Annotated in this window: 18 protein-coding genes; 3 read left to right on the top strand and 15 right to left on the bottom strand. The window is 60.3% G+C overall.

From position 1 onward, the window contains the following. Positions 1-168 precede the first annotated feature (168 nt). The 14 genes from AB4O01_RS00625 to AB4O01_RS00560 form a co-directional block, all read right to left on the bottom strand. A complete protein-coding gene (locus AB4O01_RS00625) occupies positions 169-942 on the bottom strand; it encodes an OmpA family protein (protein ID WP_460090324.1) in 774 nt (257 codons plus the stop codon). Between the two features lie 10 nt (positions 943-952). Further along, positions 953-1366, bottom strand: a complete 414-nt coding sequence (locus tag AB4O01_RS00620) for a DUF4398 domain-containing protein (RefSeq protein WP_245398035.1) — start codon at positions 1364-1366, stop codon at positions 953-955. A gap of 130 nt (positions 1367-1496) precedes the next feature. Then, positions 1497-5132, bottom strand: coding sequence for a transporter substrate-binding domain-containing protein (locus AB4O01_RS00615; protein WP_460090323.1), 3636 nt, complete (start codon positions 5130-5132; stop codon positions 1497-1499). Next, positions 5133-5759 (bottom strand): response regulator transcription factor, encoded by a 627-nt coding sequence (locus AB4O01_RS00610; RefSeq protein ID WP_093431991.1) that lies wholly within the window; start codon positions 5757-5759, stop codon positions 5133-5135. A gap of 150 nt (positions 5760-5909) precedes the next feature. Next, on the bottom strand, positions 5910-6809 hold the full coding sequence (locus tag AB4O01_RS00605; protein WP_460092196.1) for an EAL domain-containing protein: 900 nt from the start codon (positions 6807-6809) through the stop codon (positions 5910-5912). Next, complete coding sequence (locus tag AB4O01_RS00600) at positions 6770-7096, bottom strand: response regulator (RefSeq protein WP_460090322.1); 327 nt, start codon at positions 7094-7096, stop codon at positions 6770-6772. Before AB4O01_RS00600 ends, AB4O01_RS00605 begins: the two co-directional genes overlap by 40 nt. A gap of 115 nt (positions 7097-7211) precedes the next feature. Then, positions 7212-8234: a fimbrial protein gene (locus AB4O01_RS00595; RefSeq protein ID WP_225919927.1), complete on the bottom strand. Its 1023-nt coding sequence runs from the start codon at positions 8232-8234 to the stop codon at positions 7212-7214. Continuing rightward, entirely contained in the window at positions 8231-8965 is a 735-nt protein-coding gene (locus tag AB4O01_RS00590; protein WP_095047683.1) for a fimbrial biogenesis chaperone, read from the bottom strand. The genes AB4O01_RS00595 and AB4O01_RS00590 overlap by 4 nt, the downstream gene beginning before the upstream one ends. A 29-nt stretch (positions 8966-8994) precedes the next feature. Continuing rightward, on the bottom strand, positions 8995-11376 hold the full coding sequence (locus AB4O01_RS00585) for a fimbria/pilus outer membrane usher protein (protein ID WP_460090320.1): 2382 nt from the start codon (positions 11374-11376) through the stop codon (positions 8995-8997). A gap of 147 nt (positions 11377-11523) precedes the next feature. After that, positions 11524-12057 (bottom strand): fimbrial protein, encoded by a 534-nt coding sequence (locus AB4O01_RS00580; protein WP_093431979.1) that lies wholly within the window; start codon positions 12055-12057, stop codon positions 11524-11526. A 312-nt stretch (positions 12058-12369) separates the two neighbouring features. Continuing rightward, positions 12370-13086, bottom strand: coding sequence for an MgtC/SapB family protein (locus AB4O01_RS00575; RefSeq protein WP_007913384.1), 717 nt, complete (start codon positions 13084-13086; stop codon positions 12370-12372). A 145-nt stretch (positions 13087-13231) separates the two neighbouring features. Continuing rightward, the gene (gene mgtA, locus AB4O01_RS00570) at positions 13232-15931 is read right to left on the bottom strand and encodes a magnesium-translocating P-type ATPase (protein ID WP_460090318.1); all 2700 of its coding nucleotides are present in this window, start codon (positions 15929-15931) and stop codon (positions 13232-13234) included. 573 nt (positions 15932-16504) lie between these two features. Then, a complete protein-coding gene (locus AB4O01_RS00565; protein WP_460090317.1) occupies positions 16505-17839 on the bottom strand; it encodes a lysine N(6)-hydroxylase/L-ornithine N(5)-oxygenase family protein in 1335 nt (444 codons plus the stop codon). Positions 17840-17970: 131 nt separating this feature from the next. Continuing rightward, complete coding sequence (locus AB4O01_RS00560) at positions 17971-18453, bottom strand: sigma-70 family RNA polymerase sigma factor (protein WP_042704912.1); 483 nt, start codon at positions 18451-18453, stop codon at positions 17971-17973. A gap of 322 nt (positions 18454-18775) precedes the next feature. On the opposite strand from AB4O01_RS00560, the gene AB4O01_RS00555 reads away from it, so the two are divergent. From AB4O01_RS00555 to AB4O01_RS00545, 3 genes are read left to right on the top strand one after another with little or no spacing between them, the layout of a single operon-like run. Continuing rightward, positions 18776-19939 (top strand): efflux RND transporter periplasmic adaptor subunit, encoded by a 1164-nt coding sequence (locus tag AB4O01_RS00555; RefSeq protein ID WP_460090316.1) that lies wholly within the window; start codon positions 18776-18778, stop codon positions 19937-19939. Next, complete coding sequence (locus tag AB4O01_RS00550; RefSeq protein WP_460090315.1) at positions 19940-21913, top strand: MacB family efflux pump subunit; 1974 nt, start codon at positions 19940-19942, stop codon at positions 21911-21913. A gap of 7 nt (positions 21914-21920) precedes the next feature. Then, positions 21921-23315, top strand: coding sequence for an efflux transporter outer membrane subunit (locus AB4O01_RS00545; RefSeq protein WP_460090314.1), 1395 nt, complete (start codon positions 21921-21923; stop codon positions 23313-23315). Between the two features lie 173 nt (positions 23316-23488). On the opposite strand, the gene pvdP is transcribed toward AB4O01_RS00545, so the two are convergent. After that, complete coding sequence (pvdP, locus tag AB4O01_RS00540; protein ID WP_460090313.1) at positions 23489-25114, bottom strand: pyoverdine maturation tyrosinase PvdP; 1626 nt, start codon at positions 25112-25114, stop codon at positions 23489-23491. Between the last annotated feature and the right edge of the window lie 136 nt (positions 25115-25250).

Raw genomic sequence — 25250 nt, 5'->3', positions numbered from 1 at the left:
GAGGGAACCGGTTCGCACTCGGGGAACCGGCAATTTAGAGAATCGAAGGGACTTTCTGAGTAGGATTTTTCCTTGTCTTTGTAGGAAATTTCCCAAGAGCATTGATCGGTCTTGACCCATGCTCAGATGCAAGAAAGCGAGCCCGTTGCAGGCTCGCTTGATCGCTCATCAGCCGCGTGCACCGACCACGCTTGAACCGTAAGAGATGATGACCTCCACCCGACGGTTGAGCTGACGGGAGCGAGCATTGCCGTTATCGGCAATCGGAAATTGCTTGCCGTAGCCTTTGGTGATCAGCCGATCAGCGCCGATGCCCATTTGCTTGAGCGCGAAAGCCACGGCGTCTGCGCGACGCTCCGACAGACGCTGATTGAAATCGTCACCGCCGACATCGTCGGTAAACCCTTCGATGCGCACCTTGCGTTCAGGGTTGGCCGCCAGATACTGCGCCAGTTGTTCGAAGTTGCGCTGGCTGCCGTACTTGAGATCGGCCTTGCCGGTGTCGAACAGCACATCGCCGAAGGTCACGACTTCCCCGCGCTGGGTTTTCTGCGCTTTCATCGCTTGCAGCGCCTTGAGCTGCTGAGTGCGCACGTCGAGTTGCACCTGGGTACGCTCGGCGTCGATTTTCTTCAGACCCGCCTCTGCTTGGCGACCGGCAATGGTCTGCTCGGCCAGGGCGATTTTCTGGCTGGCCAGATAGGCCAATTGATCGACTTGCGGTGCCTGGCGGTTCTTCTGCGACGCCTGGTCGGCCGCGTTCAACGCCGTAAAGGCAGACTTGGTTTCAATGGCTGCGAGGGTGTTGGCTTCCGGCTTGTTTTGCAGCGCCGCGAACTGTTCGCGGGCTTGCAGCAGTTGCGGGTTTTCAGGCGGTGTGGCGCAACCGGCCAGTGTCAGAGCGATCAGCGAAGCGATGGGCAACAGTTTGAAATTCGACATGAACAAGTCCTTATTGAGCGCTGGCTGGCGGATTGAAACCGGTGACCGGGTCTTGCAGCATTTCCTGCTTGAGCACCTCAATGCCATTGCGCGCGTCAGCCAGTTGTTTCTGCCATTTCACAGCGCGCGATTTACGTTCGGCGAGGTTGGCATCGGCTTCGATCTGTTCGGCCAACAACTTGGCTTGCGGGTAGTTTTTCTCACCGAGGGCGCGTTCCATCTGGAACATCTTGTCTTGCGCTGCCTTCATTTCCAAAGGTGCGTATTGGGTTGCTTCGGCCGACACCGCACGGTTGACCGCGTCCTTGGACAAGCTGATCTGTTGCTCTGGCAGCGGTGCGCTGGCGCAGGCACTCAACGCCGCAGCAACGGCCAGTCCACAGACGGCCAATCGTGCACGGGAAGACATACGTGGAAGGGTCATCAACAGCTCCAAATGTTAACCAGTGAAGTGAGCTCGGCTGTATGCCGAGACCACCGCACGTTAGCGACAGAGAGCCAGTGACGAATGTAGGAAAATTCGCAAGAAACACAGGGAAACTGGAAATAGTTTGTTACGCCAGGCGCTCGTCCAGTTGCTCCGCCAAACGCTCCATCGATTGCTGCAAGGCATCCACCGCTTCGGTCAGAACCTGCGTGTCGAGACCTTCGCTGGCAACCTCCAGCGCTTCACAAGCCTGGATCAGTGAGTGCGCCTTGATAATGCGTGCGCCACCCTTGACCCGGTGGGCCAGATTGGCGAGCCCGGGCATGTCGTGCTGGGTAAACAGGCGCATCAGTTTGGCCATGTCCTGCGCATTGCTCGTGGCCAGATCGCTCAACAGACTGTTGATCGACGCGCGGTCGCCACGGGTCAATTGTTCGAGGCTGCCCAGATCGATGTCACCGGTGCCGACATCGCCGGGCTCGTCTTCAGTCGGTGAACGAGGCCGTGGAACGACTGCGGCCAGACGCAGATTCAGATCCCTGAGGCTGATCGGTTTGAACAGGCAGTCGTCCATGCCGGCCTCGGCGCAACGATCCTTCTCCTCGGCCAGCGCATTGGCGGTAAACCCCAACACCAGGCTGCGCGCCAATCCTCGCGTCGCCTCTTCATCGCGGATCGCCCGGGCCAGTTCGTAACCATTCATGATCGGCATGTTGCAGTCGGTGATGACCACGTCGAACGTCTGGTTGCGCCAGGCACGCAGGCCATGGGCGCCGTCCTCGGCATCCGTCACCCGGTGGCCCAGATAACTCAACTGCTGCGACAGCAGCAGACGGTTGGCCGGGTAGTCGTCGATCACCAGAATATTCAGACAGTGGCTGGCCTGCAGTGCCACGTTTTCCTCGACCGGCGCGGCATCCAGAGGATCGAGTGTCGGTAGATTCAACCGCACCTCGATCTGCGTGCCCTGCCCCAATTCGCTGGTCAGCGCGAGGCTGCCGCCCATCATTTCGCACAAGGTGCGACTGATCATCAGCCCCAGCCCGGAGCCGCCCTGAGCCGACTGACCATGGTTGGCAGCCTGGGAAAACGGCGTGAACAATTGCGCCTGATCCACAAGCGAGATGCCGCGACCACTGTCGGTTACGCGCAAGCAAAGGCGCAGTCGATCATCACTGCCGGTCTCGACCTGCACGCTCAATACCACCTTGCCCACATCGGTGAACTTGATCGCATTGCTCAACAGGTTCGACAACACTTGCTTGAAACGCAGCGGATCGATCAACACGTCGACGTTGCTCAGGGCATCCAGGTCCAGTTGCAGACGCAACTGTTTCTGGCGCGCCAGGCCTTCAAAAATGCGCGCAACCGATTCAATCAGTTCACGCAGATTGGCGCGCTCCGGCGCCAGCGACAGGCGCCCGGACTCGATCCGTGCAATATCGAGAATGTCGCCAATCAGGTCCAGCAAGCCCCGCGCTGCGCCCGAGGCCACTTCAACGGCAAAGCGATCCAGTACACCTTGATCGGCCTTTTTCAGCGCCAGTTCGAGCATGCCGATGATGGCGTTCATCGGCGTCCGAATTTCATGGCTCATGGTTGCCAGGAACGTGGTTTTGGCGCGGTTGGCGTCATCGGCAACATCTTTGGCGATTTGCAGTTCCTGCAACAGATGCTGACGCTCGCTGACATCGATCCAGCCAGCGATCATGCCGTTGACTGCACCGTCGCTGCCACGATACGGCAGCATCCAGTGGTAGATGGTCAGCGCGCGGCCGTCCGCCAGATTCAGACTGCGGTCCTGGATGCTCGGCAAGCCGTCCTCCATCACCCGTAGATAATCATCCTGAAACGTCTGTGCCTGCTGCATATCACTGAGCACGCCGTCCGTGACCAACTTGCCGATGACCGCTTCGCGCTCGGTACCAAACACATGCAGATAACCGCTGTTGCAGATCACCAGGCGACCTTCGCGATCGCGCACGTAGATCGGATGCGGCGTGCCGTCGATCAGCACGCGCATGAACTCCATCTGATCGTTCAGCGCGATTTCCGCCTGACGGCGCTTGCGCATCAACAGACGCAAATAGGCGATCCAGCCCAGCGCCACCAACAGCAACACGCCGGCGATCACGAAGCCCTGGATGATCATGCCGCGATTGCGCAGCCAATAACTGTCATTCACCACCACTTCGCTGCGCCAGCGGTTGGTCAGCTCATCCATTTCCTCCGGGCTGATGCTCAACAGGGCCTTGTCGAGAATCGAGTACAGCTCCAGCGCACCGCGACTGGTGGCCAGTGCGATGCGTGCAGGTTGGGTGCCGACCGTGCTGGTGACCTGCAATGTGTCGCGGTACTGGCGCGAGATCAAATAGCGCGCGCTGACCAGCGAATTGATCGCGCCGTCGGCCTTGCCCAACGCGACCATCTCCATGGCCTCGGCGGCGTTGCCTGCCGTCACCAGTTGCACCTTGGGGAATTGCTCGATGAGGTACTCGCGCAGAATGTTGCCGCTGATCAGCGCCAAGCGCTTGCCGGCCATCTGATCCAGCGTCATCGGTTCGCCGCCACGGCGAGTGACCAGCACGAACGGGTTGATCAGGTACGGCCGGGTAAAGCGCAGTTGACCTTCGCGCTCGGTGCTCGGCGTGAACGCCGCCAGCATGTCGGCCTTGCCGCTGGTCACCTCACCGATCAGGTCGCCCACCGACTCAACACGCTGTATATCGAATTGCAGGCCCGTGCGCAGGCTGATCTTGGCCAGCACATCAGCACTGATGCCGCGAAACTTTCCGGCTTCATCGACAAAGGTCAACGGCAGAAAGTTTTCGTTGATCGCGACTTTGATACGCGGATGGTGATCCAGCCAACGCTGTTCGTTCACGCTGAAATGCAGCCGATGCTGGCCGGGAATGGCCACCCCGCCGACACTCCAGCGGCGCCGGATGCTCATACGCTCTTCCGCAGGAATGACCTTCAACGCCGCATCGAGAATGTGCAACAACCGAGTGTTGTCCCGGGTCACGGCAAAACTGAAGGGCTGGGTTTCCATACGCGAAAAATCGCTGAGCTGAACGTTGTTGAGGTAGTTCTTCTTGACCAGGTAATTGGAGCTGAGCAGGTCGCCCAGATAGACGTCAGCCTGACCGAACGCCACGGCACCGATCGCCGTCAGTGTCGAGGGATACAGTTGCACGTCGGCTTTTGGGTAAAACGCCTTGACCGTTTCCGGTGGCAGGTAGTGATAGAGCATCGCCACTCGTTTGCCCGCCAGGTCTTCCGGCAGGTTGTGACTCTCATCGATGCGCGTCACCAGGGTCGGGTTATCGTCAGCGTAAGGCGAAGAGATTGCCAGTTCGGGGTCCGCCGCCTCAAAACCGTTAGCGGTGCCGATCATATCGATCTGGCCGTGCTTCAGCGCCGTCAGCAGATCGCCGCGCGAGGCGTAGCGCCGGACCTCGACCGTGACGTGCAGCAATTGTTCGATCAGTTGTGCGTAATCGGCCGTCAGACCTTCGTAATCATTGCCGTTGCCGGTGATCGCAAAAGGCGCGTAATCAGGGCTGCTGTCGCCGAGCAACAGACGCCCCTTGCGGCGCAACCAGCTCCAGTCCGGCTCATCGAGTGGCACGGCATACTCGTCGACATCCGAGCGACCGAGCAATTGCAATGTATCGGGCTGCGTCGCGGCCATGGCCTGCAGCAACGACATTGAGCCGAACAGTGCCAGACCGGCCAGGCAATTTCTGACGAAAATAATCATCTAGAGCAGGTTGTTACGCTTGGCAAAATCGGCGAGGTACACCACCGACTTGACGTTGAGTTTCTCAATCAGCCGCGTCTTGTAAGTGCTGACGGTTTTGTTGCTCAACAGCATGGCTTCGCCGATTTCCTTGTTGCTCAAACCCTTGGCCAGTTGCTGCAGGATCGTCAACTCGCGATCAGACAGACTCTGAATCAATTCCAGATCGGTGGCCTGCGCATCGCTGCGGCGCACCGAGCTGCTGGCCAGATTGGGGAAGAAGGTATAGCCGTCCATCACCACCTTGATGGCTTTGACCAACTCGTCGAGGTCGTTGGTTTTCGACATGTATCCGGCTGCGCCAGCCTTCATGCAGCGCATGGAATAGAACTGTGCCGACTGCGACGTCAGCACGAGGACCTTGCAAGACAGGTTCAGCGCGCGGATACGCGAGATCACCTCCAGGCCGTCGAGCTTGGGCATGGCGATGTCCAGAATGATCAGGTCGGGGGTATGTTCGCGGGCCAACTGCACAGCATCGGCGCCATTGTCCGCTTCCGCGACGACTTCGAAATGTTCCTGTTTCAACAGCATCTTGACCGCAGAGCGAATGAACGGGTGATCGTCCACGATGATCGCTTTCAACATAAAAACCCCTGTAAGACGTTGATCAACTACTTGGCAACGCCACAAATAACAATGGGACAGCAGTCCAGATGCTCCACGTGCAGAACATACACGAGCACCACAGAATTGTAGGAAAATTCTTGGAAAACACCGCACAGCACCGCACAACGATCAGCGCTCGCCCTCTGGCTTCTCCAGCCATTGCAGCAAGTCATGTCCGTTCATGGGACGGGCCAGGTAATAACCCTGACCCATTTCGCACTCCAGCTCGCGCACATGCTCAAGCACCTTTGGGCTGCTGATGCCTTCGATCACCAGATCCATCCCTAACGAACGAGCCAGCACCCTCGTACTGGCGACCATCGCCCGGTTGCGTTGACGGTCGAGGTGCTGGACAAAACGGCCATCGAGTTTTATCTGGGTGAACGGCAACTGGCACATCAGCTTCAACGAGGAAAACCCGACACCGAAGTCGTCGACCGCTAATCCGCAGCCCAGCAGGCGCAAACGCAACAAGTTCTCCTGCGTGCCGGGCGGGCAATCGAGCAAACCGTTCTCCGCCAGTTCGAGCATCAGAACCGATCCGTTGAACCCGTGCCGCTCCAGCGCCCGTTTGATGTGTTCCACCAGAGCACTATGGGTCAGTTGCGAGGCATGCAGATTGAACGCCAACTGCAAGGCCACACCACGATGACGCAAAATGCCCAGCAGGTTCAGGCCCTGCTCGAGCAACTGTTTGAACATCTGGTCGGTCAAGTCATACGCCAGCACGGCGGAGAGAAAGTCGCAAGGCAACAGCGTCCCGCGCGCAGGATGCTGCCAACGCACCAGCGCTTCCACGCCGATCACCGCACCGCTGTGTAATTGAAACTGCGGCTGAAACCACGCCCGAAACTCACCCAGCGCCAGCCCGCGGCGCACTTCATCTTCGTGGGGCAACTCTTTGCTCGGTGGCGCCAGCACCGGCGGGATCCGCCCGTGTTTATAGCGATACAGCAGGCGGTTCAAGGCACGCAGCTGCACCGGCCGGCTCAGCACTCCGAGCAATTGCAGACCGCCCAGCGAGGCCATTTGCCCCAAGGTGCGCGCCAGCTCCGGGGGAGTTCACTGCACAGCAACACCGCGCGCACCATACCGCTGTGGCTGGCAACACGGAGGAATTCCAGGCAATCGAGGCCCCGGTCAGTGAGATCGCAGATCACGATATCGACCCCGCCCTGCAGGTGCATCTGCACCATGGCCTGCTCGGCATCCGGTGCTTGCAACACGTCACGCACGCTCAGGCGTTGCAACATCCTGACCAGCACGTTGCGGGCAAACTCATGATTTTCCAGCACCAGAATACGTGGGGAGGTCATCTTCCTTTAATCACTCAATTGACCCGGGAGACCGGATAGTGGCCTGCGCCAGCAGGGTTGAACGCAGGACTTATCCTGCGTCAATGTAGGAAATTTCCCAGAGGCTAAGGCGTCATCAGTAGTAAACGATCTGCACAACCATGATCGCTTCGAACGGTCCGACTTCGGGATCGCCCAGCGACACCACCGACGCGCTGAACGGCACATCGATATGGCTGACGTCCGCCGGAAAATTCGCCAGAGGGAAAGGCTCGTTGATCTGCACCAGATTGTTGTGGGCATCGCGCACCTGAATGCCGAACTGGCTGCCCGCCGTCGGCAGAATGTTGTAAAGCCCCTGCTGGTTGGCGGTGACAAACGTCGCACCGATGTTGATCGCACTGCTGCACTTCTTTTCCAGCGCGAGGCTGAAGGGCCGGGTCGGATTGGGCGGCGAGAACCCAGTGGTGGTTTTCTGAATCACGCCAAAGTCGACAATGCCCGGCTCCGGCGTCACCGTGACATCGACCGTGCACGCGGTGCCGACAATGTTCTGCAACCCGGAGAGTTGAAAACGGAAGTTGCCCGCCGGGTTGCTCGGCCCGCCATTCAAGCCATAGAGACCGTCGAACTGGAACACGTCGTAGGTGTCTTGCGAGGGACGCTGCAAGGGCAACAATCCGCGTTTGCGGATCACCACCTGAAACGCAATGCTGGGCGTCACCCGTGAACACGCGAGCATGTCAGCGCCGCTGGTCGCGTCCGGGCAACCACGGGATACGAATCCGCTGTTCACGCCCTGGGTCGGGTTGGAGCTCCAGTCGCCGTCCCAGGCTGTCACGCCGCGATACACCAGACCGAATTCGATGCCCCACGGGGTGGCATTGAGTCCTGCCGGGTTGCCATAGAAGTAGATCGGATCGTCTTCCCTGAAGTGCAGATCGAAGAGTTTCCAGCAGTCGGCCGGCACCACATGGGTTTTCGAGCGCCAGATGATCGTGCCGTCCGGCACGGTGTCCGGCACCGACACCGGGCCAATGTATTCGCTCAGGTAGCTGCCGCCGTCCAGCGACTTGCAGACCATCGCCGAAGCCAACTGCGACGCGCCCAGCAGCACTGCGGCCGCGACCAGCCGGGTCAGCGTGGAGAACAGGCTCACGGTCTCACGCCTTTGCAGACGTTCGCCACGCAGTTGAACAACGTATCGGACTGGCCACCGAAGTCATTCATGTTCGACACCCGCAAGGTGCTGAACGCGGTGTTGCTCAGGGCAAAGCGCGCATTGCCGCGTGGCGCGATCATCACCGTATCGATCGGCATTCTGGTTTTTTCCGGGCCGGCCAGCAGCCCGACCACAGTGATGTGAAACGGTGTCGGGTTATCGACAATCAGCTGTTTCGCTGCCGGGTCGATTTTCAGGTTCAGGCCCAGCGCGAGGTCTTCGCCACGCTCACGCTTCACCGCTGCCGGGCGATAGAACAATTTGATCTTCGACTGCAAGGCGATCTGCATCGAGTTGACGGCCTGGCTCTTCGGCGGAATCTCGCGAATGTTCAAATAGAACACCGACTCGCGGTCCGCCGGCAGGGCCAGTTCGGGCAATTTCACGATACGCAACACACTGCTTTCGTTCGGCTCGATGCGCTGCAGCGGTGGCAGGACCATGAACGGTGAGGTGACTTTCTGGCCACTCTCGTTTTCGATCCACGACTGCACAATAAATGGCAGCTGCGGGTTTTTGTTGCTGACTGTGACACTGACCGATGGTGCACTTTCCTCGAACACCAGCCGGGTGCGATCCGGCACCACAGCGGCGCTGGCCAACAGCGGCAGACTAAGGCCCGCGGCCAGAAACAGACGGTGAGCAGTAAACAAGGCAAAACGAGACATGATGACTCCGGGTTTATTGGAAGACGCGGTTACAGACACTGGGCAGGCTTGGCGATATTGCTCACCACGTCCTCCTCAGGGAGTTTGGCCAGACTGCATTGGCCGGCGTCATCCCAACGCGCTACCAGTTCAGCCCCAACCTTGATGCCCAACAGATAAGTGACGCCCGCCTCTCCGACGATGCCCACCTCCCGGTTGGTGTTCTTGTCCTGCACCGATGCGCCGAAAGGCACCGGTTTACCGTCGTTGCGGGTCAACACGACAAATGCGTTGCGGCCCTGCCCCGTGGCGAAATTGACGTAGCCGATGGCTCCCTCGGTCAGCGCCAGACGCTGGATCGGGTTGGACACTTCGGAGTTGAGCGGCAGTTTTTCGACGTTGACCCGCGCTTCGTAAGCCTGAAACGAGGGCAAGCCATCCATCACCGCATAGCCGTCCCGGTTGGTGCGGGTCTGCCCGGTGAAGGCCACGTCCGGTACGCCATCGGTGGACACCAGCAGGCGCGTATCGCCATTGGTGCCATTGCCATGGGCCGAGACTCCATAACGGGTGGCGACCAGCGAGCTGTCGAGTTCGCCGGTCAGCGAGCGATAGGTGCTGCCATCGGTGGAGGCCGACGCATTGGCGCGGTAACTCGAAGCGCGTTTACCGACATAGGCGTTGACGTAGCGGTTGTCGCCAACGCCGCCATACACCTGATAGTTCACGCCTTCGCCGTCGTCATGGCTGTAGCCGACACTGGCGGACGAATCGCCGGAGCCCGAGCGCTGCAGGTTACTGGAGGCCATCGAATTGCCCCCCAGTGGCACCGTCACACCGAGGTAGATCTGCGAGTCATTCTGCCGACTGTTTTGCGTCTGGTAAGCCGACAGGTTTGCGGTGATGTTCTTGACGTTGCCAAGGGAAAAACTGAGCGCCACGGTCATGCCGAAACGATCGGCTGCCGGCGCGTCCCAATAAGTCGAATGGTCGTAGGAAAAACTCGTCGATAACCAGGAAAAATGCTTGGCCAAGGTCACCGAATAACGTTGCTTGCCCGAGTTCATCGCATAGGAATCGGCATCGCCGACAAACTGCGAAAAGTTGGTGAAGGTCTTGTCGGAAAAGCGATAACCCAAAAACCGCAGGTCGGTGCCAATGGCGTCAAAACGCTTGGAATAGTTGATTCTGTAAGAGTTGCCGGCCACGGTTTCGCCGTTCCAGCGCAGCTTCGCCCGAGACGTGGTGACATCACCAGACACTGCGCCGAATACGCCAAGGTCCTTGCCGATACCGATGGCATTCGACTGATAACCCGAGGCCGCCAGCACGCCACCGTAGATCGTCCAGTCCCTTGGCAGACCATAGGCCGCTTCCGAGGCGACAAACTCAGGCTCTGTGCCGCCGTTACCGGTCAGGCGCGGCTGGCCGGCGGAAACCTTGTAACGCAACTCGCCTTCACGGGACAGGAACGGCACGGCGGCGGTGGCTACGGTAAACGTTTGTTCGCTGCCATCCTCTTCGCGCACGGTCACATCCAGTGTGCCTTGCACGCTGCTGTTGAGATCCTGAAGGCTGAACGCGCCCGGCGTCACCGTGGTCGAGTACAACACACGGCCCTGCTGGGACACGGTGACGGTCGCGTTGGTACGCGCCACGCCACTGATCAGCGGCGCATAACCGCGCAGGTTCGGCGGCAACATGCGGTCGTCGCTGCTCAGGGTCGCACCGCGCAAGGCGAAGGTGTCGAACACATCGGAGTTCAGATAGTCCTCACCGACCGACAGCTTCGAACGTATCGATGGCAACGCGCGATAGGCGTACAAGCGGTTCAACTGGAACGCTTCGCCGTGGGGATCATTATTCTGGCTACCTGATTCTTGCCGCGCCTGATAATCGGCGCGGATGCGCCAGGCATCGAGGTTGACCCCGGCCGTGCCATAGCTTTGCAATGAACGCGAATCGCCGGACGGCGTATTGGTTTCGCGGCTGTTGGCGATCACTCGGTAATCAAGCAACGCGCCGTTGAGCCCGTCGCTCCAGGCGGCAGGCGGAATGTAGTTGGGATCGTCATATTCGAAGGTGGCCTGCGGCAGACTGATCGACAGCCGTCCAAGGTTTTTCATGTACTTGATCGAGGCATTTTCAATGCCACGCAAATCCACACATTGCCCCTCAGCCAGACGCGGCAGGCTTTTGAGCAACGCAGGCTTGAGACCAAAGGTCGCCACCAGGTCTTCGGGCAGACAGGCGTAACTTTCTTGAGGGTTGGCGCCGCTCTTGAACTCGATCGAACGTGAGCCGAAATAACGCTGATTGACGGTGATATCCAGCAAGTAACGACCGGGCACAGTATATTGGGCGTGGGCAAACTGTCCGAGACTGATATCGTCGTTTTTATCGATATTCAGGAACTCCGAATTAAACTCCACAGCGTTTGAATAACGCGCACAGGAGATCAACACGCAAGACACGAAAAGTTTTCGGCCGTACACGGGAAATAGCCTTTATCAGAACTTTGACGGAAAAGAAAAAAGGGGTTTTCACCCCTTTCTCTTACAACGTGCGATACCGAGGTATCAGTTGTAGGCCACGGTGAAGTTCGCAACGCTGTCTGCTTCACCGGTGGTGACGGTCGCAGAGGTGGCTTCATACATGGCGGCGAAGGTCACGGTGTTGTTGCCGTTTTGCAGCACAACCGGAGCGACCTGCTCGGTGCCGTTATCGAGCATTTCGCCAGCGCTGGCCTGCAGACGGATGCCGACGTTCTGCGCCAGACCGGTAGTGGCGAACAGGCCCGGAACCGCTGGATCCTGCACACCGCTGAAGGTGAAGCGGGCGTTCTTCTGGGTGGTGGTGTCGCAGTCGGTCAGGATGATGTCGAACTTGGTCGGCGTCGAACGATCACCGATCGCCTTGAACTGGTTCGATGGCACCTGCCCCAGGGAAACGGTCTGGTCCAGAGAGCTGGCGTCGATACCGCAGGCGCCGGATACGATTTCACCATTGAAACGTACGGTGCCAGGGTTGCCGGAAGCCGGCGTCGCAGCATTGGCGAAAGAAGCGAGACCCATGACAACGGTAGCGGCGGTAACAGCGACGATCTTTTTCATTTTTTACATCTCTTGGGATAGTTGTTTATTCGGCCCAGCGGCCTGGCTCTCCCAATTACTCATCAGCGACAACAGGCTTGCTCGCTGTAGCGAACAACCTTCATCACGGAATCTGCAACGAATGGTTCCCCCCTCTTTCCGGCCATTCCCTGCCGAACTTTCCAGGTATTCATTGCACTTCCGTAATAACGCATCGAGTCATCAGGACGCCGGGCATCTCTGCTCCGGAACAAATAGTGATCGAGACCCAAGGGTGAAAATGTAGGCTCTTTCTTGCCGCCTTGTAGGACAATTCTCAGCAACCGAAAACGATCATTCCGTGGTACTCGGACTCCAGAACGCCTGCACCACCAGCGCCGATGTGGAAATCCGCGCCACCAGCGCATCCAGTTCATCACCATCGACCGACGTCGTCGCCAGCGTCGCTTCGATTTCGATTTCATCGGCGCCGAAGGCATGCACATCAACATCGCTGGCCGGGTAGTTGCTGCGTTCAAGCTCGGCCTCAAGCAAGGCGAACACGGCGGTTTGCTGCGAGCGCCGGGCGATGACGTAAACGATGTTGGTGACTTCCGCCGAGACCACGTCCAGTGGCTGGCGGTTGATGTTGTTGACGATCGGCCGCAGCAAGGTGTTGGCGGCCAGAATGAATAGCGTGCCGAGTACGGCTTCGGCGAGCAGATCGGCCCCGGCACAGGCACCGACCGCTGCGGAGGTCCACAGGGTCGCGGCGGTATTGAGACCGCGCACGTTGCCCTCTTCGCGCATGATCACCCCGGCGCCGAGAAAACCGATGCCGGAGACCACGTAGGCGACCACACGCACCGCACCTTCGGCACCGGCGAGACGGTTGGCCATGTCGACGAAAATCGCCGCGCCGACGGCGACCAGCACATTGGTGCGCAGGCCGGCGGTGCGTTGCCGGTACTGACGCTCGAAGCCGATCAGACCGCCGAGAATGAACGCAGCGCTGAGGCTGACGAGGGTATCGAGCAGCGAATCGAGGTTGAGGTTGTTGATGGCTTGCATGTGTATCTCCCTCTTGAGAACGCATCAACTCCTTGTGGGAGCGAGCTTGCTCGCGAAAGCGGTGTGTCAGCTAACAGATGATTAACTGACTGGACGCCTTCGCGAGCAGGCTCGCTCCCACAGGGGAACGGTGTTGGCCGTGCGGTTATTGCCAGCCGAACCGGCGGATGTAGAACCCTTTCACTGCCTGGGTCAGCGCCATGTACGCCAGCAGAATCACCGGCAGGAACACGAAGTACAGCGACGGCAGCGCCTGCAGTTTGAAGTAGTGCGCCAGCGGCCCCATCGGCAGGAAGATGCCGACCGCCATGATGATCCCGGTCATCACCAGCAGCGGCATGGCCGCGCGGCTTTGCAGGAACGGAATCTTCGGCGTGCGGATCATGTGCACGATCAGCGTCTGGGTCAGCAACCCGACCACAAACCAGCCGGACTGGAACAGGGTCTGGTGATCCGGGGTGTTGGCATCGAATACGTACCACATCAAGGCGAATGTGGTGATGTCGAAGATCGAACTGATCGGGCCGAAGAACAGCATGAAGCGCCCAACGTCACCCGGCTGCCAGCGTTGTGGTTTTTTCAGCATGTCCTCGTCGACGTTATCGAACGGAATGGCGATCTGCGAAATGTCGTAGAGCAGGTTCTGCACCAGCAGGTGCATCGGCAGCATCGGCAAGAACGGAATGAACGCACTGGCGACCAGCACCGAGAAGACGTTGCCGAAATTGGAACTGGCGGTCATCTTGATGTACTTGAGCATGTTGGCGAAGGTGCGCCGCCCTTCGAGTACGCCCTCCTCCAGCACCATCAGGCTCTTTTCCAACAGGATGATGTCCGCCGCTTCCTTGGCGATGTCCACCGCGCTGTCCACGGAAATACCGATGTCGGCGGTGCGCAGCGCGGGCGCATCGTTGATGCCGTCACCCATGAAGCCGACCACATGACCATTGCCTTTGAGGACGCGCACGATGCGTTCCTTGTGCGACGGCGTCAGTTTGGCGAAGACGTTGGTGGTCTCTACGGCAACCGCCAGTTCGGCATCGCTCATGCGTTCAACGTCGTTACCCAGTAGCAAACCCTGCTGAGCCAGACCGACTTCGCGGCAGATTTTCGCGGTCACCAGTTCGTTGTCGCCGGTCAGCACTTTCACCGCCACGCCATGTTCGGCCAAGGCCTTGAGCGCCGGCGCGGTGCTTTCCTTCGGGGGATCGAGGAACGCCACATAGCCGATCAGCGTCAGTTCCTGTTCATCGGCCAGGCTGTAAATCTCGCGACCTTCGGGCATCGAGCGTGCGGCCACCGCCACCACGCGCAAGCCTTCAGCGTTGAATGCTGCGGTGACCTGACGAATCCGGGTCAGCAATTCATCGCTCAAGGCTTCATCGACCTCACCGTGACGCACGCGGCTGCACACCGCCAAGACTTCTTCCACGGCACCTTTGCAAATCAACTGATGTGGCTGGCCACGTCCTTCGACCACCACCGACATACGCCGACGATTGAAGTCGAACGGGATCTCATCGACCTTGCGAAACGTCGTGCCGACTTTCAGTTCACGGTGGATTTCCACGTGCTCCAGCACCGCGACATCGAGCAGGTTTTTCAGACCGGTCTGGTAGTAGCTGTTGAGGTAGGCCATTTCCAGCACGTCATCGGAGTCTTCGCCCCAGACATCGACATTGCGCGCGAGGAAGATCTTGTCCTGGGTCAGCGTGCCAGTCTTGTCGGTGCACAGCACGTCCATCGCGCCAAAGTTCTGGATCGCATCGAGACGTTTGACGATGACTTTTTTACGCGACAGGAACACCGCGCCTTTGGCCAGCGTCGAGGTGACGATCATCGGCAGCATTTCCGGGGTCAGGCCGACGGCAATCGACAGCGCGAACAGCAATGCTTCGGTCCAGTCACCCTTGGTAAAACCGTTGATGAACAGCACCAGCGGCGCCATCACGAACATGAAACGGATCAACAGCCAGCTGACTTTGTTGACGCCTTGCTGGAACGAAGTCACCGCGCGATCGGTTGCGCCGACACGCTGGGCCAGCGCACCGAAATAGGTGCTGTTGCCCGTGGTGAGAATCACCGCCACCGCCGTGCCGGAGACGACGTTGGTGCCCATGAACAGGATGTTGTCCAGCTCCAGAGGATTGCGCGTGTCGCGATCCTGCTGACGCGAAAATTTTTCCACCGGCATCGATTCACCGGTCATCGCCGCCTGGCTGACGAACAGATCTTTGGCACTGAGCACCCGGCAATCAGCGGGAATCATGTCGCCGGCCGAGAGCACGATCAGATCGCCCGGCACCAGTTGCTTGATCGGCAACTCGCTGCGCGGTGCATCACGGCGCATCACCGTGGCGGTGTTGCTGACCATGGCTTTCAGCGCGTCGGCAGCCTGGTTGGATTTGCTTTCCTGCCAGAAACGCAGCAGCGTCGACAGCACCACCATGGAGAAAATCACCACGGCGGCCTTGAGGTCTTCGGTCAGCCACGAGATCACCGCCAACAACGTCAGCAGCAAGTTGAACGGGTTTTTGTAGCAGTGCCACAGGTGAATCCACCATGGCAGCGGCTGCTCGTGTTCGACTTCGTTGAGACCGTATTGCGCACGCAGCGCATCGACTTCGAAATCGGTGAGGCCATCGGAATGCGTGCCGAGTGACGACAGCAACACACCGCTGTCGCAATGCGCGGCATCGACCAGGGTGTTGGCCAAAGTCGGCGGGACTTCACGGCTGACCGTGGTGTCGTTGATCGATTCCAGCAGCGCCAGACGACGGAAGTGCCGGGCGATGTGGCGGGTCCGCAGAAAACCTGCGAAGAATTCCTTGAGCGTAAGTTTCATGGCTGTTGCCCCTATGGTCAGCCGGGAAACCGTCAAGCAGGTACGGCCGCGCCTCGTCCGCCGGAAAAACCGGCACGGCAAGGCTTGGCGCGCCAGTCAGAAACGACAGGCGTGTCGATAGGGCTGCGATGACGACAATAAAGTCGCAATCACGCTCTGTTCAGCGTCGATGAGAAGGAACGTCCAGACATGGCCCAGGACGGGTCATGCACGGGATGCCGCTGCTCGCTGTTACGGCGAGACAACGGCAGAGAAAGGCTGCGCGTTATCTTGCCGAGAATCTGCCGGTTACCGAGACCGGCCGACAACTGTCACTCGAACAAGTACCCACTGTGGGTCTCCGCTATTGATGAAAACGCGCGAAGCTTACGCCCCGATGTCTGGAGAGTAAACCCGCAAAAGGCAGTGTGTCGGGGAATGTGGGGGATGTTCAGGAAGGGTTCAGGAACGAATTTTTGCGGTGTTCTTGAAGGCCCCTTCGCGAGCAAGCTCGCTCCCACATTTGTCCGGCGTACACAGAACCATTGTGGGAGCGAGCTTGCTCGCGAAAGCGGTATGTGAGGCGCTAAAAAATCAACTGGCCGTCGCCAACAGCAGATCCGCCATCGACCGATGCCCACGGTTCTTGCCATGGTCATACAAAGAACCGGCAATCTCGTCCGCACGAATCGGCAGCACCGACAGCAGCGTATCGCTCAGACCATGGCTGGCCTGGCAGAAGCCCTGCATGTAGATGCCGGCCTGGCAGCGTTCGTCGGTGATCAGTTTGTAATTGCGATCGACCTCGAAATCACCCAGGTATTCTTCCAGCGGTGCCAGCAGTTTGCGGTGCATCTGCCGCTCGTAACCAGTGGCCAGGACCACCGCATCGTAGTTGCGTACGCTGACTTCGCCGGTGGCGTTGTTGCGCACGGCCAGTTCGATACCGTTTTCGGTAGCGGTGGCTTTCTCGACGGTGGTCAGGGTACGGAACGCGTGACGGGCAACTCCGGAAACCTTCTGGCGATAGAAGATGCCGTAGATGCGCTCGATCAGGTCGATGTCGACCACCGAATAGTTGGTGTTGTGGTACTCGTTGACCAGACGCTCACGCTCGACGCTGTTCTGCTGGAACACCAGATCAGTGAACTCAGGCGAGAACACTTCGTTGACGAACGGGCTGTCGTCGGCGGGCTTCAAGGCCGAGCCGCGCAGGATCATGTCGACCTGCACCGAAGGGAACGAATCGTTCAGATCGATAAAGGCCTCCGCCGCGCTCTGCCCGCCACCAATGATCGCGATGCTCATCGGCTGATTGTTCACGCACGGCTGCTTGGCCATTTGCGAGAGGTATTGCGAGTGGTGGAACACGCGGCTATCGCCCTTCAGCGCTTTGAACGCCTCCGGAATACGCGGTGTGCCACCGGCGCTGACCACCACCGAACGGGTGGTGCGTACATGTTGCAGGCCCTGGCTATCGCGGGAAATCACGCGCAGCGCTTCAACCTGGTGGTTGTGCAGCACGGGCTCGATGGTCAGCACTTCTTCGCCGTAACGGCTCTGCTCGGTGAACTGCCCGGCGACCCAGCGCAGGTAGTCGTTGTACTCCATGCGGCACGGATAGAAGGTGCCGAGGTTGATGAAGTCGACCAGACGACCGTGATACTTGAGGTAATTGACGAACGAGTACGGGCTGGTCGGATTACGCAGGGTCACCAGATCCTTGAGGAAGGAAATCTGCAACTCGCTCTGCGTCGACAAGGTGTTGCCGTGCCAGCTGTAGTTGGCCTGCTTGTCGAGGAACAGCACATTCAGCTCACCCTGGGTCGGGCCGCGCTCTTGCAGAGCGATGGCCAGCGCCAGGTTCGAAGGGCCGAAACCGACGCCGATCAGGTCGTGAACGATGGGCGATGCAATTGCCTGTGTCATTTCCAGTGTCCTCTGGATGAACCCCTCAACGCGGGGATAAAGCCTGGGTGGCCTGACCGGCCTGAATCAGGTCAGCAGGTCGTCTGTTGAGTAGGAACGAGGACGATGAACGGAAATTTAACCAGCAAGGATCAATGGGCGTCCCATTGTTTGATGCGCAAGCGGCAATGCTTCATGGCGTTGACGATGTGCTTTTCCACCAACGCCTTGGAAATCCCCAGGTGCTCGGCAATTTCCGGATGGGACAGACCTTCGATCTTGCGCAGCAGAAAACTTTCTCGGCAGCGCGGCGGCAACTCGGCCAACGCGCGCTGGAGCATCTCCAGACGTTGACCGTGGTCGAGGGTGCCGTGGGGCGACGGGGTGAAATAGCGCTCTTCGCTGTCCAGCACATCGAGCGATTCGACCTGGCGCAAGGCGTTGCGCCGATGATCATCGATAACCAGGTTCAATGCCGTGCGATAAAGGAAGGCCCGCGGTTGTTCGATCGGTGTGTCGCTGGAACGCTCCAGTACCCGTACATAAGCGTCATGCACCACATCTTCGGCCACCTGACGGTTGCCCAGCTTGGCGTTAAGGAAACACACCAGCTCGCGATAGTAGTTTTCCAACATGACTCCCGACCGCATCGATGCAGTTCCTGTCCTTGAGCACACTGATCCAGCCGCCGCAAACGCAGTAGCAAGATAGTGGCAACGTGAGGTGCGTAATTTATAGTAATTCTCATATAGATTTAAAGCGCTGTTTCCACATCCGCCCCAAATAGTCGCGTCTGGCTACCTGTTACTTGATGTGTACGGCGCTTAAATTCCCTTGTGCATTCATCGTTTACAGGACAGCTCCCCGTATCTGTCGTGCCATGCGACAGCGTTCAGCGCCTCTGCACGCCTGTGTACTGGCCGAATGACGGGCCGATTCCACTGGCCGGAACCCTGCATGAAACGTCCCCGCCCCGCCCGACGCGCTCTGTTCGCCGCCCTTTGCCTGATTCCCGTGATCGCCGTTGCCGCGTGGCAAGTCCTGCCGCCCGGGCGCGACGCCCTCGCCACGGTGCAGGTGACCCGCAGCAGTATCGAAAACAGCGTGACCGCACTGGGCACGCTGCAGCCACGCCGTTATGTGGACGTCGGTGCGCAGGCGTCCGGGCAGATCCAGAAGATTCATGTCGAGGCTGGCGACACGGTCAAGGAAGGCCAGTTACTGGTAGAGATCGACCCCTCCACGCAAAAGGCCAAACTGGATGCCGGGCGGTTTTCCATCGAAAACCTCAAGGCACAGTTGCAGGAGCAACGCGCCCAGCACGACCTCGCGCAACAGAAATACCAGCGCCAGCAGAAACTCGCCGCCGGTGGCGCCACCCGTGAGGAAGACGTGCAGACCGCCCGCGCCGAAGTCCGCGCCACGCAGGCACGCATCGACATGTTCCAGGCGCAGATCCGCCAGGCTCAAGCCAGCCTGCGCAGTGATGAAGCGGAGCTCGGCTACACGCGTATTTATGCGCCGATGAGCGGTACGGTCGTCGCCGTCGGCGCCCGCGAAGGCCAGACGCTCAACGCGCAGCAGCAAACCCCGCTGATTCTGCGCATCGCCCGGCTTTCGCCGATGACCGTGTGGGCCGAGGTTTCCGAAGCGGACATCGGCCACGTCAAACCCGGCATGACCGCCTACTTCACCACGCTCAGCGGCGGCGCTCGGCGCTGGAGCAGCACCGTCCGGCAAATTCTGCCGGTGCCGCCGCGCCCGCTCGAACAGAATCAGGGTGGCAGTCCCACCAGCGGTCGCAGCGGCAGCGAACGCGTGGTGCTCTACACCGTATTGCTCGACGTCGACAACGCTGACAACAGCCTGATGACCGACATGACTGCGCAGGTGTTCTTTGTGGCGCAACAGGCGCAAGACACCCTCACCGTGCCCAGCGCCGCCCTGCAACCCGGCTCACGCCCACAATGGCAACGGGCGCAGATCATCGCCGCCAATGGCGAAATCCAGTCCCGCGAAGTGCGCACCGGCATCAGCGACCGCTTGCGCACCCAAGTGCTTGAAGGCCTGGCCGAAGGCGATCACATCCTCAGCGCGCCGGCCACCGGCAGCGGAGGCTGAATGCAAACGCCCCTGATTGACCTGCGGCAGATCCGCAAATCCTATGGCGGCAATGACAGCCCGCTGGTGGAAGTATTACGCGGCATTGATCTGTCGATTCATGCCGGTGAGTTCGTCGCCATCGTCGGGGCGTCCGGCTCCGGCAAGTCGACATTGATGAATATCCTCGGCTGCCTCGACCGCCCTACCAGCGGCGAATATCGCTTCGCCGGAGAAGACGTCGCCCGACTGGACAGCGATGCGCTGGCCTGGCTGCGCCGCGAAGCGTTTGGTTTTGTATTCCAGGGTTATCACCTGATTCCGTCCGGCTCCGCCCAGGAAAACGTCGAAATGCCGGCTATCTACGCCGGTACCCCGGCCGCCGAACGCCACGCCCGGGCCAGTGCCTTGCTGGAGCGGCTCGGCCTGGGCAGCCGCACCGGCAACCGCCCGCATCAGCTTTCCGGTGGTCAGCAACAACGGGTGTCGATTGCCCGGGCGTTGATGAACGGCGGCCACATCATTCTCGCCGACGAACCCACCGGCGCCCTCGACAGCCACAGCGGCGCCGAGGTCATGACCCTGCTCGACGAACTCGCCAGTCAGGGCCATGTGGTGATTCTCATCACCCACGACCGCGAAGTCGCACAACGAGCCAAGCGCATCATCGAGATTCGTGACGGCCTGATCATCAGCGACACCGCCGAACACCCGTCAGCGCCACCACGCAGCGCCAATCCCGGCGCCCTGCAAGCGGTGGATCTGCGCCAGCGCCTGAGCAGCGGCAGCACCCAGACCGGCGCCTGGAAAGGTGAACTGGTCGACGCCGTGCAAGCGGCGTGGCGGGTCATGTGGATCAATCGTTTTCGTACTGCGCTGACCCTGCTCGGGATCGTCATCGGCGTGGCCTCGGTGGTGGTGATGCTCGCGGTGGGCGAAGGCAGCAAACGCCAGGTGATGGCGCAAATGGGCGCCTTCGGTTCCAACATCATCTACCTCAGCGGCGCCGCACCCAATCCGCGCACACCACCGGGCATCATCACCCTCGACGACGTCGCCGAACTAGCCGCCCTGCCCCAGGTCGAGCGGATCATGCCGGTCAACGGCTCGACCGCTGGCGTGCGTTTCGGCAATGCCGACCACAGCAGTTACGTCGGTGGCAACGACACCAATTTTCCAAGCATTTTCAACTGGCCGGTGGTTCAGGGCAGCTACTTCAGCCAGGCCGATGAAGACAGCGCCGCCGCCGTGGCCGTGATCGGCACCAAGGTGCGCGACAAGCTGCTCAAGGATGTCGCCGATCCGATCGGCCAATACATCCTGATCGAAAACGTGCCGTTTCAGGTGCTCGGTGTTCTGGCGGAAAAGGGCTCGAGCTCCGGCGATTCCGACAGCGACAACCGCATCGCCGTGCCCTACTCGGCGGCCAGCACGCGCCTGTTCGGCAGCCGTAATCCGGAATACGTGGTGATCGCCGCCAAGGACGCACGCAAAGTCAAAGACGCCGAGCAGGCGATCGAACAGGCGATGCTGCGGCGGCACAACGGCAAGAAGGATTTCGAACTGACCAACAACGCCGCAATGATTCAAGCCGAAGCACGCACGCAGGGCACGCTGTCGCTGATGCTCGGCGCCATCGCCGCGATCTCGTTGCTGGTCGGCGGTATCGGGGTGATGAACATCATGCTCATGACCGTGCGCGAACGCACCCGGGAAATCGGTATCCGTATGGCCACGGGCGCGCGCCAGCGCGACATCCTGCGCCAGTTTCTCACCGAAGCGGTGATGCTTTCGGTGGTCGGCGGCTTGGCCGGTATCAGCCTGGCGATGCTGGTCGGCGGCGTGCTGTTGTTCAGCGGCGTGGCGATCGCGTTTCAATGGCTGGCCGTCATCGGCGCTTTCGCCTGCGCGCTGGCCACCGGCGTCCTCTTCGGCTTCATGCCTGCCCGCAAGGCTGCCCGGCTCGACCCGGTCACGGCCCTTACCAGTGAATGATCGACCTATGAAAGCGCCACTGACCATCCTTGCCGCCAGCCTGTTGCTGGCGGCCTGTAACAGCCCTGCGCCACGTCCCGACAGCGGCGTGCTGCCACCGGCCGCGTGGCAATCGCCTGAGCATCCCGGTGCCGTGCAGAGCAACCGCCAATGGTGGACGCAGTTCGGCAGCCCCGAGCTGGATCGTCTGGTCGAACAGGCGCGAGTGGGCAGCCATGACCTCGGCGCCGCCGTCGCCCGGGTCAGGCAGGCCCAGGCCAGTGCGACGATTGCCGGCGCCCCGCTGCTCCCGGAAATCAAGGCCGGTCTCAATGCCAATCGGCAGAAACTGTTGCACGGCAAAGGCTACAGCCAACTCGACGTCAGCCCGGATAATCGCTCGCTGGATTACTACGACGCCGAGCTGAGCGCCAGTTACGAAATCGACTTCTGGGGCGGTAAACGCGCAGCACGCGACAGCGCCGTGTTCGGTGTACAGGCCAGCGAATTCGACCGTGCCACCGTCGAACTGACCCTGCAAAGCGGCGTGGCCAGCAGTTACACCCAAGCCTTGGCGTTGCGCGAACAGGCACGCATTGCCGAGCTCAATCTGGCCAATGCGCAGAACGTTCTGCACCTGGTGCAAACCCGCTTCGACGCCGGCAGCGCCACCGCGCTGGAACTGGCCCAGCAAAAAAGCCTGGTCGCCGAACAGCAGCGCAAATTGCCACTGGTGCAGCAACAGGCCCGCGAAGCCTTGATCACCCTCGCCGCCCTGCTCGGCCAACCGGTGCAGGCAGTGTCGGCACCGCAACAGTCATTCGAACAGTTGCAATGGCCGAACATCGCCAGTGGCGTGCCCAGCGATCTGCTGAGCCGGCGTCCGGACATCGCCAGCGCCGAAGCCAAACTGGCGGCGGCCCAGGCTGACGTCAGCGTGGCCCGCGCCGCCATGCTGCCGAAAATCACCCTGACCGCCAGCCTCGGCACCGGCGCCGATCTGGCGGCGGAGCTGCTGCGCACCACGTTCTACAACCTGTCTTCCGGATTGACCGCGCCAATCTTCAACAACGGCCGCCTGAGCGCCGAGCGCGACAAGGCCAAGGCGCGTCAGGACGAACTGCTGGAAACCTATCGCGGGGCGATCATCAATGGCTTTGCCGACGTGGAGAAAGCCCTGAGCAACATTCGCGGCCTCGATGAACAGCGCCAGTGGCAAAGCGAAGAACTGAGCCAGGCGCAGACCGCGTTCGACATTGCCCAGAGCCGCTATCAGGCCGGTGCCGAAGATTTGCTGACGGTGCTGCAAACCCAGCGCACCTTGTATGCGGCGCAGGATATGAATGTGCAATTGCGCCTTTCGCGCTTGCAGGCCAGCATTGCCCTGTACAAGGCGCTGGGCGGGGGCTGGCAGGTTATCTGAGCGAAAACTATCGACTGGACTGACGCCTTCGCGAGCAGGCTCGCTCCCACAGGGGACTTTGTAAACGACGCAGATCCAATGTGGGAGCGAGCCTGCTCGCGAAGGCGCCAGGTCAGGCAACCAAGATCCCCAGGCAAAAAAAATCGCAGCACCGGGCTGCGATTTTTTTGCGCTTAGAGTTGCCGCCCTTTCACTTTCAGATGCCGCGCGTACCACGGTCGCTGCGGCACTTTGCGGAACAGGTCGGCCATGTTGTCTTCATCGCCAAAGGTGATGCGCAACGCCAGCTTCATCGTCTCTGGATCCATCTCCACCGAGCGCCCGATCTGCAACCCCGGCACGGTGCTGCAGCCATGGGTGTCCGGCCCCAGCCACGGGTCATCGACCTCAACCCAGCGCCCCGGCGCAAACCACGGCACGCCGTTGACCTCCAGCCGGCTGACCTCGCCCGGATGAAAACGCTCGTGGGCGCGGAACCAGTCTTCGATGCGGTCATCGATCCAGCCGTGGAAACGCCAGAACACCGGGTTCACGTGCGAGGAAAACGGGTCGCCGAGAAAGTCGTTTTCCGGCGCATACCAACGCGCGGCAAAATCCGCCTGATCGCGCGCCATCGGCACCGGAATGTCGTTGGACGGATCCCGCGCCACCGACGCCCAGCGCATGTGCAACCAGTCGTGCAGGCCCAGTTCGACTTCCGAGCCGAACTGGCCGAGGGTGAGTTTCGCCAAGTAGCGCGGGTCGCGGTACTGCGACTCCCACACCTGGAAATTACTGTGATAGGTCTCGGCCGCTTTGATATCGCTGACCCACTTGGTGTATTCGTCATCACCTTCGGTCAGCCACGTCGGTGGCAGTGCATCGCCGTCGTGATTGTCGAAGTAACGGGCGAAGCCTTGGCGGTCGCGTTCCAGCTCCGGCTGCGGCATCGGGAAGGCCTGCCAGGACGGCAGATCCTGCATCGAACGGGCCTTACCGAGCATGTGCCGGTGCATGAAGAAAAAATCGATGCCAGAGCCGTTACGATCCTTGCTGGGCCCACGGGCATCGCGCTCCTTGTCACGGGGGCCGGGTTGCCAGCCAATACCGCGCAGGGCGTCGCGCTTTTTCTCCGAGAGCTTGTGCCACTTGTCGCGGCTGGCGTGCCAGAGCTGGTGGAACAGGCGATGTTCCGGCGCCACCAGCCACGCCAACAGCGTCGGGTTCAAACCGGTGCGTTCGCGGGCTTCGGGAAAACGCCGCTTGATGGCGATGAAATGATTGTCCAGTTCAGGCAGCGCCAACGGCCGATCGAGGCGCAACACTTGCCCGGTGAACGTACCGCTGCCGGCATTGCCGAACGCCGCCCAGACTTCGTCGAGTTTGACTTTGAATTCGTAGACCGGCGGCGCGTGCGGCGCATCGGCGCGCATCAGCCGCCAGTACATTTCGGCGCCGTTGCCCGGCGCCAGATCGCCGATCACTTGGTAACACGCAGGCGCTTCTGAGCGCAGGCTGGCACCGGTATCGAGAAACCCGCGCAAACCGCGCCCCCTGTGGGCAATGTCGAGAAACAACTCGAGGCCGTCGCGTGGCAAGCCATCAAGCCCCGCCGCAGATCCGCTGAAACGGATATCCCAGACGCCGCGCAGGTTGTCCGCCAACTGCTGTCCGGCGGTATCGGCCAGATCGACCGTAGCCTCGCCCGGGGTGATCGGAAACTCCTCGCGGGTCAGCTCACGATGTGCATAAAAAGCGGCAGGCAGCGCGGCGCCCGTGAGTGCCATGCCCGCCATGAACCAGCGTCGAGAGATCGTCATTGCCCTACCTGTGTCAGCCATGAAGCAGGCTTTATCCAAGCTAGAACGTTTGCTCGCCGGGGAAATTTACGGCCCCGGCAAAAGATCGCTACGCGCCGTCAGCGCTTTTCCTGCGCGCGACTAAATTACCCGCCCG

Source organism: Pseudomonas sp. S2_E02, assembly GCF_054668355.1.
This window is presented reverse-complemented; position numbering and strand designations above follow the sequence as displayed.